At 59.9% G+C, this 13,086-nt stretch carries 12 protein-coding genes; 7 read left to right on the top strand and 5 right to left on the bottom strand.

What is annotated here, in order from left to right; all coding sequences use genetic code 11:
* Positions 1-44: 44 nt before the first annotated feature.
* Complete coding sequence (locus tag AKG12_RS07860; RefSeq protein WP_046800148.1) at positions 45-305, top strand: hypothetical protein; 261 nt, start codon at positions 45-47, stop codon at positions 303-305.
* Between the two features lie 96 nt (positions 306-401).
* On the opposite strand, the gene gyrA is transcribed toward AKG12_RS07860, so the two are convergent.
* Entirely contained in the window at positions 402-3,194 is a 2,793-nt protein-coding gene (gene gyrA / locus AKG12_RS07855; RefSeq protein ID WP_052818430.1) for a DNA gyrase subunit A, read from the bottom strand.
* Positions 3,195-3,411: 217 nt separating this feature from the next.
* Between gyrA and AKG12_RS07850 the strand changes: the two genes are divergently transcribed.
* Positions 3,412-4,041, top strand: a complete 630-nt coding sequence (locus AKG12_RS07850; RefSeq protein ID WP_052818429.1) for a MarC family protein — start codon at positions 3,412-3,414, stop codon at positions 4,039-4,041.
* Here the strand turns inward: AKG12_RS07850 and AKG12_RS30190 are convergent.
* Entirely contained in the window at positions 4,024-4,182 is a 159-nt protein-coding gene (locus AKG12_RS30190; RefSeq protein WP_156316036.1) for a hypothetical protein, read from the bottom strand. The genes AKG12_RS07850 and AKG12_RS30190 overlap by 18 nt on opposite strands.
* On the opposite strand from AKG12_RS30190, the gene AKG12_RS07845 reads away from it, so the two are divergent.
* Positions 4,172-5,320 (top strand): CBS domain-containing protein, encoded by a 1,149-nt coding sequence (locus AKG12_RS07845; protein ID WP_052818428.1) that lies wholly within the window; start codon positions 4,172-4,174, stop codon positions 5,318-5,320. The two genes, AKG12_RS30190 and AKG12_RS07845, sit on opposite strands and share 11 nt — an antisense overlap.
* Before the next feature lie 53 nt (positions 5,321-5,373).
* Here AKG12_RS07845 and AKG12_RS07840 read toward each other — a convergent pair whose 3' ends face one another.
* Complete coding sequence (locus tag AKG12_RS07840) at positions 5,374-5,643, bottom strand: hypothetical protein (RefSeq protein WP_052818427.1); 270 nt, start codon at positions 5,641-5,643, stop codon at positions 5,374-5,376.
* A 39-nt stretch (positions 5,644-5,682) separates the two neighbouring features.
* The gene (locus AKG12_RS07835) at positions 5,683-6,276 is read right to left on the bottom strand and encodes a single-stranded DNA-binding protein (RefSeq protein WP_052760243.1); all 594 of its coding nucleotides are present in this window, start codon (positions 6,274-6,276) and stop codon (positions 5,683-5,685) included.
* Between the two features lie 278 nt (positions 6,277-6,554).
* On the opposite strand from AKG12_RS07835, the gene uvrA reads away from it, so the two are divergent.
* Together uvrA and AKG12_RS07825 are read left to right on the top strand one after the other, a co-directional pair.
* Positions 6,555-9,476: an excinuclease ABC subunit UvrA gene (gene uvrA / locus AKG12_RS07830; protein ID WP_052818426.1), complete on the top strand. Its 2,922-nt coding sequence runs from the start codon at positions 6,555-6,557 to the stop codon at positions 9,474-9,476.
* 159 nt (positions 9,477-9,635) lie between these two features.
* Positions 9,636-10,436, top strand: coding sequence for a DUF72 domain-containing protein (locus AKG12_RS07825; protein WP_052818425.1), 801 nt, complete (start codon positions 9,636-9,638; stop codon positions 10,434-10,436).
* A 239-nt stretch (positions 10,437-10,675) separates the two neighbouring features.
* Here the strand turns inward: AKG12_RS07825 and dusA are convergent, their stop codons facing one another.
* Positions 10,676-11,686, bottom strand: a complete 1,011-nt coding sequence (gene dusA / locus AKG12_RS07820) for a tRNA dihydrouridine(20/20a) synthase DusA (RefSeq protein WP_052818424.1) — start codon at positions 11,684-11,686, stop codon at positions 10,676-10,678.
* 138 nt (positions 11,687-11,824) lie between these two features.
* Here dusA and AKG12_RS07815 point away from each other — a divergent pair, with 138 nt between their 5' ends.
* Positions 11,825-12,514, top strand: coding sequence for a fumarylacetoacetate hydrolase family protein (locus tag AKG12_RS07815; RefSeq protein WP_052818423.1), 690 nt, complete (start codon positions 11,825-11,827; stop codon positions 12,512-12,514).
* A gap of 35 nt (positions 12,515-12,549) precedes the next feature.
* Positions 12,550-13,083, top strand: coding sequence for a gamma carbonic anhydrase family protein (locus AKG12_RS07810; protein ID WP_052818422.1), 534 nt, complete (start codon positions 12,550-12,552; stop codon positions 13,081-13,083).
* Positions 13,084-13,086: the final 3 nt, after the last annotated feature.

The raw sequence follows: 13,086 nt of genomic DNA, 5'->3' as shown, positions 1-13,086 counted from the left end.
GCCTGTCTCCTCGAATTGTGTAATGTGTAGCGAGGCTTTCCAAGATGGCAGTTAACGAGAATTATTCGGACATTGCGTCTGGCAACGGGCAAAGCAGTCTGTCGGTTCTGCATCCCATTCATGAGGCAGCGATGCGGATCGCCGATCTCGGTCTCAACCGCTCCAAGGCAAAGACGCGCGATCTGGTCAGCCTGCTCCTGTCGCATGGCGCCCGCGCCTGGCGCGCCAACCAGCCGGAAGCAAGCATCCACCTTCACGTGGCCCGCCGTTCCGGACGTGCGCCGATCCATATCCGAATTCGATAACGAACCGAACCAGCCAGATAAGACCGAAAGAAAAACCCCGCGGTGCCTGAGCGCCGCGGGGTTTTCTGTTGATTGACGAGAGAGAAACGAGGCGGCTTACGCCTCGCTCTCCGGTGTCTCAGGCGTATCCGGCAGATTGTCTTCCGCCTCATCGCCATTGCCGTTTTCCGCCTCGTCGTCGCCTTCCGGCTCGTTGATGCGCTCCACGGAAACCACCTTCTCATCCTTTGCGGTGGAGAAGATCGTCACGCCCTTGGTGGCGCGGCTGGCGATGCGGATGCCGTTGACAGGCACACGGATAAGCTGGCCGCCATCGGAAACCAGCATGATCTGGTCGCCTTCGTCCACGGGGAAAGCCGCGACGAGTTCGCCGATCTCCGCCGTCTTCGAGGTATCGGTGGCGCGGATACCCTTGCCGCCACGGCCCGATGTGCGGAAGTCATAAGAGGACGAGCGCTTGCCGTAGCCCTTCACGGACACCGTCAGCACGAATTCTTCGCGCGCCTTCAGCTCCTGATAGCGCTCCTCGCTGAGTTCGCCCTCTTCCGTCACTTCCTCACCGACGAGCGCGATGTCGTCTTCATCGACGCCTGCTGCGCGCCGTTCGGCCGCCGAGCGCTTCAGATAGGCTGCACGCTCCCACGGTTCAGCTTCCACATGGCCGACAATGGTCATGGAAATGATGCGGTCGCCATCTGCCATATTGATGCCACGCACACCGACCGAGTTGCGGCCGGCAAAGACGCGCACATCGTCCACGGGGAAGCGGATACACTGGCCGAGAGCCGTGGTCAGAAGCACGTCGTCCCGATCCGTACAGGTTTCGACCGAGAGGATTTCGTCACCCTCTTCGTCGAGCTTCATGGCGATCTTGCCGTTGCGGTTGACCTGAACGAAGTCGCCGAGCTTGTTACGGCGAACCGTGCCGCGCGCCGTCGAGAACATCACGTCAAGCGTTTCCCAGGTGGTTTCATCCTCGGGCAACGGCATGATGGTGGTGATGCGTTCGCCGGGTTCCAGCGGCAGCATGTTGATAAGGGCCTTGCCCTTGGACTGCGGCGTGCCGATGGGCAGGCGCCAGACCTTTTCCTTGTAGACGATGCCACGCGAGGAGAAGAACAGCACCGGCGTATGGGTGTTGGCAACAAAGAGACGATTGACGAAATCCTCGTCGCGCGTCGCCATGCCGGAACGACCCTTGCCGCCACGACGCTGCGCCCGGTAGGTGGTGAGCGGTACGCGCTTGATATAGCCGAGATGCGAAACGGTAACGACCATGTCTTCCCGGGCGATGAGGTCTTCATCGTCCATATCGGGACCGCCCTCGACGATCTCGGACCGGCGCGGCGTGCCGAACTCATCACGGATGGCGATGAGTTCGTCCGTAACGATCTGCATGATGCGCAGACGCGACGACAGAATGTCGAGATATTCGCTGATTTCCGCGCCGATCTTGTTCAGCTCGTCGCCGATTTCATCGCGACCCAGCGCCGTCAGACGGGCAAGGCGCAATTCGAGAATGGCACGCGCCTGCTCTTCGGACAGATTATAGGTGCCGTCTTCATTGATGCGGTGGCGTGGATCGTCGATGAGCAGGATCAGGCTTTCCACATCCCGCGCCGGCCAGCGCCGCGTCATCAACTCCTCGCGGGCCGAAGCCGGATCGGGAGCGTGACGGATGACGCGGATGACTTCGTCGATATTGGCAACGGCAATCGCCAGACCCACCAACACATGCGCGCGGTCGCGCGCCTTGCGCAGCAGGTACTTGGTGCGGCGGCTGACGACATCCTCGCGGAACGCGACGAAGGCGCGCAGCATGTCGAGCAGCGTCATCTGTTCCGGCTTGCCGCCGTTCAGCGCCACCATGTTGCAGCCAAATGAGGTCTGCAGCGGTGTATAGCGATAAATCTGGTTCAGGATGACGTCGGCATTGGCGTCGCGCTTCAGCTCGACGACGACGCGATAACCCTGGCGGTCGGATTCGTCACGCAGGTCGGAAATGCCCTCGATGCGCTTTTCCTTGACCAGTTCGGCCATCTTCTCGATCATCGAGGCCTTGTTCACCTGATAGGGAACTTCGGTGATGATGATCTGCTCGCGGTCGCCACGCATCGGCTCGATGGTGGCGCGGCCGCGCATGATGACCGATCCGCGACCCGTCTCGTAAGCCGAGCGTATGCCGGAGCGACCCATGATCAGCGCGCCGGTCGGGAAATCCGGGCCGGGAATGATCTGCATCAGTTCGGGCAGCTCGATCGCCGGGTTCTCGATAAGCGCGATACAGCCGTCAATGACCTCGGACAGATTGTGCGGCGGAATATTGGTGGCCATACCCACCGCAATGCCGCCTGCCCCGTTGACCAGCAGGTTCGGGAACTTCGCCGGAATAACGACCGGTTCCTGCAACGTGCCATCATAGTTATCGCGGAAATCGACGGTTTCCTTGTCGAGATCGTCGAGCAGCGAATGCGCGGCCTTTTCCAGACGGCATTCGGTATAACGTTCAGCCGCCGGCGGATCGCCATCGATGGAGCCGAAATTGCCCTGGCCGTCAATCAGCGGCAGGCGGAGCGACCAGTCCTGCGCCATACGCGCCAGCGCATCATAGATCGCCGAATTGCCGTGCGGGTGGAATTTACCCATCACGTCACCGGTGACGCGGGCGCATTTGACGTATTTCTTGTTCCAGTCGATGCCGAGTTCGGACATGCCGTAAAGAATACGGCGGTGAACCGGCTTCAGACCATCACGGACATCGGGAAGCGCGCGGGACACGATGACGCTCATGGCGTAATCGAGATAGGACCGCTGCATTTCCTCCATGATGGAAATCGGTTCAATGCCTGGCGGAAGTTTTCCGCCGCCGGGGGGGCTCTGGTCAGTCAAAACGGATCACATTCTCTGTTAAGAATCGGATGGATTTTTATAGCGGAAACAGCCACGTTAAGCCAATTTCCCGGCGAGTTTTGAACAGTCTTTTGCGTCATTTGCAAGACGAACACCGCTTTTCGCGATTTAGCCCGGCAAAAGCACCGCCGCTCCCTTTCAAAGCAGCCGCGACTTGCGTAGGCTCGCGCAAAAAAAGGCAATAAGCGGGGAAAGAATGGCCAGCAGCGAAACGCTCATCAACGCGCTCACCACACTTTTGGTCACGCTCGATCCGCCCGGTCTTGCGCCCGTGTTCCTGGCACTGACCGCTGGGATGACGCGTAGCCAGCGCAGTCAGGTTGCCCTGCGCGGCTCTCTGATCGCTTTCGGCATTCTCGCCGTCTTCGCCCTGTTCGGCCTCACCATCCTCAATTTGCTCGGCATTTCGCTCGGCGCCTTCCGCATCGCCGGCGGCCTTCTGCTATTCTGGATTTCCTTCGAGATGATTTTCGAAAAGCGTCAGGAGCGCAAGGAAAAGACATCGGAGATCGCCATCACCAAGGACCATCTGCACAATCTGGCGGTCTTTCCGCTGGCTTTGCCGCTGATTGCCGGGCCGGGCGCCATTTCCGCCACGGTGCTCCTCGCCGGCACGATGAAGACCACCATCGAGATGGTCGTGCTCATCCTGATCCTCGCTTTCGCCATGGCCCTTGTCTACGCGGCTTTGATCGTTTCGGAGCGGATGGACCGCTTTCTCGGCAATACCGGCCGCGCGATCCTCACCCGGCTGCTTGGCGTGCTGCTTGCCGCCCTTTCGGTGCAATTCGTGGTCGATGGCATAAAATCAGCCTTCGGCTTCTGAGAAGCAGCCGGCCGCAATATCTCGCAACAAATTCCTGATCCAGCTGAAACTGTAAAAAATCCATCCTTTAAATCCGGCCACCGTTTCGGTTAAAAGACGCGCATCTTTTTCGGATTCGAAAGTTTTCTTCATGCGTTCCACGCTGCGTCGCCTCATCCCGGATGCCGCACCCGTCAGCAACAGGGAAAGGCTGCGTTCCGCGACCGGCGCCTTCGTGGGCATTCTCCTGACAGGACTTCTGGGCAGTCTCGCTCTGCGCTTCGACCCTACCCTGCCCGCCATGATCGCGCCGATGGGCGCTTCGGCCGTGCTTTTATTCGCCGTGCCCTCCAGCCCGCTGGCGCAGCCCTGGTCCATCCTGTGCGGCAATCTGGTATCGGCTTTCGTGGGCGTCACTGTCGCCTTGCTGGTTCCCGACCCATTCCTCGCCAGCGCGCTCGCCATCAGCCTTGCCATCGCCGCCATGATGGCGCTGCGCTGCCTGCACCCGCCAAGCGGCGCGGTGGCGCTGACGGCCGTCCTCGGCGGCCCCGCCGTGCACAGTCTCGGATATGGTTTCCTTCTGTGGCCAGTCGCCGGAAATTCACTGATCCTTCTTGCGCTGGCACTTGCCTATAACAATGCCACCGGCCGCGCCTATCCGCATGGCCTGAAGCTCGGAAAGGCCGCCCACGGCACGACGGATCCGACCCCCATCCAGAAAATCGGTTTCTCCTCCACTGACCTCGATGAGGTGCTGAAGGAATATGACGAAGTCCTCGATATCGACCGGGAGGAACTGGAGACCATCCTGCGCAAGACCGAGCTACGCTCCTATCGCCGCCGCGCGCTGCATCTCGATTGCGCCAGCGTCATGTCGCGCGATGTGGTTGGCGTTGCCCCCGACGATAGCCTGCGCCATGCCCATGCGCTGATGCACAGCCACCATTTCAAGGCGCTGCCCGTCACCAACGATAAAGCCGAAATCCTCGGCATCGTCACCCAGACGGATTTTCTGGAAAAGGCGAGCTGGAGAAACGGCCGCCCCTCCATCGGTTTTCTGCAGCGGCTGCGCCTCATTCTTTCCGGCGCAAGTGCTCCCAACGATACCGTCAAGGACATCATGACATCGCCTGTCAGAACCGTGCGACCGGAAACCTCGATCGAAGAAGCCATCATCCGTTTTGCGGAAGAAGGGCTGCATTACCTGCCGGTGATCGACGCCAATGGCAAGATGGTGGGGATTGTCTCGCAATCCGACGTCATGGTGGCGATGCTGGCCGACAAAGTCGCGGCGTAACCGCCGCGACATCGAAATAACCGGCTCCCGCAGAAGCCGGCAAAGCCGTTTGGCTAACGTTTCGCCTTCAAAAGCCGCTGCCACAGTGTGCCACCGAAAAACCGGCCGAGCACGATGAAATAGGCGATGATCAGCGCAAAGGCGATAAAGGCGGGCAGGCCGTTCAGGGCAAAACCATGTGGTGTGCGCCCGCCTGCGACCGCTGCGACGAGAAACCCGGCGGCGAAAAACGCCGTCCAGAAATCGAGGAAAAAAGCGAGAATGATGCGCCAGGTGGCCGGTTGTTTTGTGGTCGGCTGTTTCGGTGCCGTATCATCACTCATGCCTGCCTCCTGTCACGCGTCACCTCATTCGCCGTCCGCTCAGAACGGAATATCGTCGTCCATATCGTTGGAGAAGCCGCCGGAAGGCTGGCCGCCGCCACGCGAAGAGCCGCCGCGCGACGAAGACTGCTGGTCGTATCCGCCGCCATAACCGGAGCTGGAACCGCCACCGCTGCTGCCGTAATCTCCGCCACCGCCAAAATCACCGCCGCCGCTACGGCCGCCGCCGCCGCCCTCACCGCGACCATCAAGCATGGTCAGCGTGGAGTTGAAGCCCTGCAACACGATTTCGGTGGAGTAGCGGTCGTTACCGGTCTGGTCCTGCCACTTGCGCGTCTGCAGCTGACCTTCAATATAGAGCTTGGCGCCCTTCTTGACATATTGCTCGACGACCTTGCACAGGCCCTCGTTGAAAACCACGACCGTGTGCCATTCGGTCTTTTCCTTGCGCTCGCCGCTATTGCGGTCGCGCCAGGTTTCCGAGGTGGCGATACGCAGGTTGGCGATGGGGCGGCCATCCTGCGTCCGGCGGATTTCGGGATCTGCGCCGACATTCCCGATCAGAATTACCTTGTTTACGCTACCAGCCATCTCGTCATCCTGTCCGCCGGCCATCATGACCGGCAATTGCATTTCAAAAAAATCCCGCACACAATAACCATCGCGGCCCGCAAAGGGCACCGCAAGCGTGGAACTATCCACAACGAATAATCCAGAGCTTCGAACAGCGGATATTCGCACTTGCTATTTGTTCCTTTTTTGTTCTATTTAATCGCGAAATTCGAGTCAAGTGGGCTGAAAAGCTCCGACCGATAGGGAATAGACCTCGACACCTCCGGCTGCGTCACTACATAAGGACGCGCCGCCATCAAGCCTGTTATTTTTGTCCGAGCCTTGCCACGAGCCTTGTCATGAGTGAACTGAAGACGATTTCCATCCGTGGTGCCCGTGAGCATAATCTCAAGGGTATCGACCTCGATCTACCGCGCAACAAGCTGATTGTCATGACCGGGCTTTCCGGCTCGGGCAAGTCGTCGCTTGCCTTCGACACGATCTACGCCGAGGGCCAGCGCCGTTATGTCGAAAGCCTTTCGGCTTACGCGCGCCAGTTTCTGGAAATGATGCAGAAACCGGATGTCGACCGTATCGAGGGTCTGTCGCCGGCCATTTCCATCGAGCAGAAGACCACCTCGAAGAACCCGCGTTCCACGGTGGGCACCGTCACGGAAATCTACGACTATATGCGCCTGCTGTTTGCGCGTGTCGGCGTGCCCTATTCGCCGGCCACGGGTCTGCCGATCGAGAGCCAGACCATCAGCCAGATGGTGGACCGCATCCTCGCTTTCGAGGAAGGCACGCGTCTTTATATTCTTGCGCCGATCGTGCGTGGCCGCAAAGGCGAATATAAGAAGGAACTTGCCGAGCTGATGAAGAAGGGCTTCCAGCGCGTCAAGGTGGATGGCCAGTTCTACGAAATCGCCGATGTGCCCGCGCTCGATAAAAAATACAAACACGACATCGACGTGGTGGTCGACCGCGCGGTGGTGCGCCCCGATATGGCAGCACGCCTTGCCGACAGTCTCGAGACCTGCCTCAAGCTCGCCGACGGGCTGGCTATCGCCGAATTCGCCGACAAGCCTCTGCCGCCGGAAGAAACGGCCGCCGGCGGCTCCGCCAACAAGTCGCTCAACGAAACCCATGAGCGTGTGCTGTTTTCGGAAAAATTCGCCTGCCCCGTCTCCGGCTTCACCATTCCGGAAATCGAGCCGCGGCTGTTCTCCTTCAACAATCCCTTCGGCGCCTGCCCCAGCTGCGATGGCCTTGGCTCGCAGCAGAAGGTGGATGAGAACCTGATCGTTCCGGAACCTGCCCGCACGCTGCGCGACGGCGCCATCGCCCCATGGGCCAAGTCGTCTTCTCCCTATTACAACCAGACGCTGGAAGCGCTCGGCAAGGCCTTCGGTTTTAAACTGTCCAGCAAATGGTCGGAGCTTTCCAGGGAAGCGCAGCACGCCATCCTTCAGGGCACCGACGACAAGATCGAATTCAACTATCAGGACGGCGCCCGCTCCTACAAGACGGTGAAAAATTTCGAAGGCATCGTTCCCAATCTGGAGCGCCGCTGGAAAGAGACCGACAGCGCCTGGGCGCGTGAGGAAATCGAGCGTTACATGTCGGCAGCTCCCTGCCCGGCCTGCGCCGGTTATCGCCTGAAACCTGAGGCGCTCGCCGTCAAGATCAACAAGCTGCATATCGGCGAAGTCACCCAGATGTCGATCCGCAAGGCACGCGACTGGTTCGAGGTGCTGCCGGAAAATCTCAACGCCAAGCAGAACGAGATTGCGGTCCGCATTCTCAAGGAAATCCGCGAACGCCTGCGCTTCCTGAATGATGTCGGACTGGATTATCTCAGCCTGTCGCGTAACTCCGGTACGCTGTCCGGCGGCGAAAGCCAGCGCATTCGCCTCGCGTCGCAGATCGGCTCAGGCCTGACGGGCGTTCTCTACGTTCTGGACGAGCCATCGATTGGCCTGCATCAGCGTGACAATGCCCGCCTGCTCGAGACGCTGAAACACCTGCGCGATATCGGCAATACTGTCATCGTTGTCGAACATGACGAAGACGCCATTCTGACGGCGGATTATGTGGTCGATATCGGCCCGGCCGCCGGCATTCACGGCGGTCAGGTGATCGCCGAAGGTACGCCGCAGGACGTGATGGCCAATCCGAAATCGCTGACCGGCAAGTATCTCTCCGGCGAACTCGGCGTCGCCGTGCCGGCAGAGCGCCGGAAGCCCAAAAAGGGCCGCGAGATCAAGGTCTATGGCGCACGCGGCAATAATCTCCAGAATGTCACGGCGGCGGTCCCGCTTGGCGTTTTCACCGCGGTTACCGGCGTTTCAGGCGGTGGCAAGTCCACCTTCCTGATCGAGACGCTTTATAAATCAGCAGCACGTCGGGTGATGGGTGCGCGCGAAATCCCGGCTGAACATGATCGCATCGACGGTTTCGAATTCATCGACAAGGTAATCGATATCGACCAGTCGCCGATTGGCCGCACGCCGCGCTCCAACCCTGCCACCTATACCGGCGCCTTCACACCGATCCGCGACTGGTTCGCCGGCCTGCCGGAAGCAAAGGCGCGCGGTTATGCGCCCGGCCGTTTCTCCTTCAACGTCAAGGGTGGCCGCTGCGAAGCCTGCCAGGGCGATGGCGTCATCAAGATCGAAATGCACTTCCTGCCCGACGTCTACGTCACCTGCGACGTCTGCCACGGCAAGCGCTATAATCGCGAGACGCTCGATGTCACCTTCAAGGGCAAGTCCATCGCCGACGTGCTGGATATGACGGTGGAGGAAGGCGTGGAATTCTTCGCCGCCGTGCCGGCGGTGCGCGACAAGCTGCAGGCTTTGTTCGATGTCGGCCTCGGTTACATCAAGGTCGGCCAGCAGGCCAACACGCTATCCGGCGGCGAGGCGCAACGCGTCAAGCTCGCCAAGGAACTGTCGAAACGCTCGACGGGCCGCACGCTTTACATTCTCGACGAACCAACGACCGGCCTTCACTTCCATGACGTCAACAAGTTGCTGGAAATGCTGCAGGCGCTGGTGGACCAGGGCAATTCCGTCGTGGTGATCGAACACAACCTCGAAGTCATCAAGACGGCCGACTGGATCATCGACATCGGCCCGGAAGGCGGCACGGGCGGCGGCGAAGTGGTGGCAACCGGCACACCGGAAGACATCGTCAAGGTCGAGCGCTCCTACACCGGTCATTTCCTGAAGGAACTTCTGGAACGCCGGCCGCCCGGCAAACGCGAGGCTGCGGAGTAGTTTCCGGATATTACCGGATGGCTCTGCGCTTGCCCCGGTCATCCTCGCCCCTGAGGCGAGGATCCATAGTCGCGAAAAATGCATCTTCGGGCCTGATCCGGGGATTCCAGATGACGCAACTACGACGTTTATATCGCATGGATTTGGGAGGAACAGCATATGTCGACATCAGGCACGATCCGCACCGGTATCGGCGGCTGGACATTCGAGCCATGGGAGGGCACGTTTTATCCGGAAAAACTGCCTAAGAGACGCCAGCTCGAACATGCCAGCCGGCAATTGACGGCAATCGAGGTGAATGGCACCTATTACAGTAGCCAGAAGCCAGAGACTTTCGCCAAATGGGCGTCAGAAGTGCCTGATGATTTCATCTTTTCCCTGAAGGCCAGCCGTTTCGTCACCAACCGCAGGGTTCTGGCCGAGGCCGGCGAATCCATGACGAAGTTTTTGACGCAAGGGTTGACGGAACTCGGGTCCCATCTCGGGCCGATCCTATGGCAATTCGCACCGACCAAAAAATTCGACGCGGATGATTTCGGCGCCTTTCTGGCGCTCCTGCCGGAGAAACAGGATGGTATCCGTCTTCGCCATGTGGTCGAAGTGCGCAACCCGACATTTCAGGTGCCGGAATTCATCGATCTTCTTGCCAGGCACAAGGTCGCAGTCGTCTGCGCCGATCACCACGATTATCCGATGCTGCCTGACGTTACGGCCGACTTCGTCTATTGCCGCCTGCAAAAGGGCGAAGACGACATCGCAACCTGTTACCCGAAGGCGGAGATCGGCCATTGGGCAGAACGGGTCAAGACCTATGCGGCAGGCGGTGTGCCGGACGATCTACCGCTGATCGCACCCGACCGGAAAGCGGAAAAGACGCCGCGCGACGTTTTCGCCTTCTTCATCACCGGCGGCAAGGTCAATGCACCCAACGGTGCGCAGGAATTGCAAAAGGCTGTCTGAGTGATGCGGTGACGCTGAACACCGGATGTCGCAGCGTCACCCGGCAAGTCGTCGTGTCGGTCTAAACGGAGTTGCCGGACCTGCTCCAGCCTTTCGTTTTTCCGCATTTTCCGGACGTGAAACCGCTACGCACTTTTATTGGGAATGCTCTAAGCGATTTCCCGATGGAGACTGCGAAACTCTTCGCAACATCCTTGTCGCCGGCGGCATAAAAATCGCAGGAAGGCCGCTTCCGGCCCTCAGCCCGCCAGTTCCTTCGTCGGGTTGAAATCGACCGCGGCGAAAGCCGCCGCGATCACCTCAGGCCCTGCCCCCGGACGGGTGGCATCGCTGGAGAGAATTTGCCGGAAACGGCGCGCCCCCGGCATGCCCTGAAACAAACCGACCATATGACGGGTGACGTGGTTGAGACGTCCACCCTCGGCAATATAACCGGCGGCATAGGCCATTATCGTGTCGCGCAACCCCATCCAGTCAGGTTGCCGGGCCTCGCCACCGTAGATGCGGTGATCGACATCGGCGAGAATGGATGTGTTATGATAAGCGGCGCGGCCGAGCATGACGCCATCCATATGCTGCAGATGGTCACAAGCCTGATCAAGATCGGCGATGCCGCCGTTGATGCCGACGAAGACGTCAGGATTTTCCCGCTTCATGCGATAGACGAGCTCATAATCGAGCGGCGGCACCTCGCGGTTCTCCTTCGGTGAAAGGCCTTGCAGCCAGGCTTTCCGCGCATGGATCCACACGGCATCCGCACCGGCCGCGACAACACGCCCCAGAAAATCCGGCAAGACGGTTTCCGGTTCCTGATCATCCACCCCGATGCGGCATTTGACAGTCACCGGCACAGTCGCAACCGCCTTCATCGCCGAAACGCACTGCGCCACGACATCAGGCTCGCGCATCAGGCAGGCGCCGAAGGTGCCGGATTGCACCCGGTCCGATGGGCAACCGACATTGAGGTTGATCTCGTCATACCGGTAATCTTCGGCAATCCGCACCGCTTCGGCAAGCTTGGCCGGGTCAGATCCGCCAAGCTGCAGCGCAACGGAATGTTCCTGTGGATGGTAACCGAGCAGCCTGTCACGCTGGCCATGGATGATGGCGTCGGCAACGATCATTTCGGTAAACAGCAAGGCGCGCTTCGACAACTGCCGGTGCAGAAACCTGCACCTCGTGTCAGTCCAATCGATCATCGGGGCCACGGCGAAGATTTTTTCGCCGTTTGCAAGCGCTTGTCTGTACATGGATTAACCTCTTTGCGCCGGCTTCTACAGCAAAGGACTGTAAAAAGCCAGTTTTGCCCTCGACAACATTTTCAACTGGAAATCAGCCCGGAATCGCGGGACAAGAATTGCACCTTAAAGAGACGACAGGAAATTCCCATGGCCGCCACCGTCATCCCCGCCCCGAAACCCGTCCTCCTGCCCGTTGAAGGCACGGGTGACATGTTCCCCGTGCGGCGGGTCTATTGCGTCGGTCGTAACTATGCCGATCACGCCATCGAGATGGGCCACGATCCCTCGCGCGAGCCGCCCTTCTATTTCCAGAAAAACCCGGACAATCTGCTGCCCGCCGGCAATGATTTCCCCTATCCTTCACTGTCCTCGAACGTGCATTACGAAGTTGAATGCGTCGTGGTGCTGAAAAGCGGCGGCACGGATATTCCGGCAACCGAGGCGCTGAACCATGTCTGGGGTTATGCCGTCGGTATCGACATGACCCGCCGCGACCTGCAGGACGGGCTGAAGAAGATGGGCCGCTCCTGGGAAGGCGCCAAGGCGTTCGAATATTCCGCACCGGTTTCGCCCATTGTTCCCGCGGACCAGATAGGCCATCCCGCCACTGGCGCGATCTGGCTTGATGTCAACGGCGAGCGCAAACAGACGGGCGATCTCGCACAGATGATCTGGAAGGTGCCGGAAGTGATCGCCGAGCTTTCGAAGCTCTTCACGCTTGCCGCTGGCGACGTGATCATGACCGGCACGCCGGCCGGCGTCGGCCCGATCGTGCGCGGTGACAGAATCGAGTGTGGCGTCGATGGTGTCGGCACACTGTCGGTCACGGTCGCCTGATCGCTGCCGGCGCATAATCCAGAGGGAGAAACCGAATGCCGCTTTACCGCCTCGCCGACCGGGTGCCGCAGACCCCAGCAGCGGATCGTTACTGGGTCGCCCCCGATGCCAATGTCATCGGCTCGGTGACGCTCGGCGAAGATGTCGGCATCTGGTTCGGAGCGACGTTGCGCGGCGATAATGAGCCGATCAGTATCGGGCGTGGCACCAATATTCAGGAAGGGACGATGGTGCACAGCGATCCCGGCTTTGCCGCGACCATCGGCGAAATGTGCACCATCGGCCACCACGCCATAGTGCATGGCTGCAGCATCGGCGACAATTCACTCATCGGCATGGGCGCGACGATCCTGAACGGAGCAAAGATCGGCCGCAACTGCCTCGTCGGCGCCAATGCGCTGGTGACGGAAGGCAAGGAATTTCCGGATAATTCACTGATCGTCGGATCGCCGGCGCGGGCCATCCGCACGCTGGATGACGAAGCCGTCGCCGGCCTGCGTCGTTCTGCGGAAAAATACATCGAGAACTGGAAGCGTTTTTCGAAAGATCTGGCGATTGTCGAAGGATGAGCA

It is taken from the genome of Agrobacterium sp. SUL3 (genome assembly GCF_001263295.1).
Lineage (GTDB): Bacteria > Pseudomonadota > Alphaproteobacteria > Rhizobiales > Rhizobiaceae > Agrobacterium > Agrobacterium tomkonis.
The sequence above is the reverse complement of the archived record's forward strand: the minus strand, read 5'-3'. Positions and strand labels throughout refer to the sequence as shown.

Coding starts and splice junctions, on each gene's coding strand:
- AKG12_RS07825 (WP_052818425.1), top strand. CDS start 9,636: ATGTCGACATCAGGCACGATCCGCACCGGTATCGGCGGCTGGACATTC.
- AKG12_RS07810 (WP_052818422.1), top strand. CDS start 12,550: ATGCCGCTTTACCGCCTCGCCGACCGGGTGCCGCAGACCCCAGCAGCG.
- AKG12_RS07860 (WP_046800148.1), top strand. CDS start 45: ATGGCAGTTAACGAGAATTATTCGGACATTGCGTCTGGCAACGGGCAA.
- AKG12_RS07815 (WP_052818423.1), top strand. CDS start 11,825: ATGGCCGCCACCGTCATCCCCGCCCCGAAACCCGTCCTCCTGCCCGTT.
- AKG12_RS07845 (WP_052818428.1), top strand. CDS start 4,172: ATGCGTTCCACGCTGCGTCGCCTCATCCCGGATGCCGCACCCGTCAGC.
- dusA (WP_052818424.1), bottom strand. CDS start 11,686: ATGTACAGACAAGCGCTTGCAAACGGCGAAAAAATCTTCGCCGTGGCC.
- uvrA (WP_052818426.1), top strand. CDS start 6,555: ATGAGTGAACTGAAGACGATTTCCATCCGTGGTGCCCGTGAGCATAAT.
- AKG12_RS07850 (WP_052818429.1), top strand. CDS start 3,412: ATGGCCAGCAGCGAAACGCTCATCAACGCGCTCACCACACTTTTGGTC.
- AKG12_RS07840 (WP_052818427.1), bottom strand. CDS start 5,643: ATGAGTGATGATACGGCACCGAAACAGCCGACCACAAAACAACCGGCC.
- AKG12_RS07835 (WP_052760243.1), bottom strand. CDS start 6,276: ATGCAATTGCCGGTCATGATGGCCGGCGGACAGGATGACGAGATGGCT.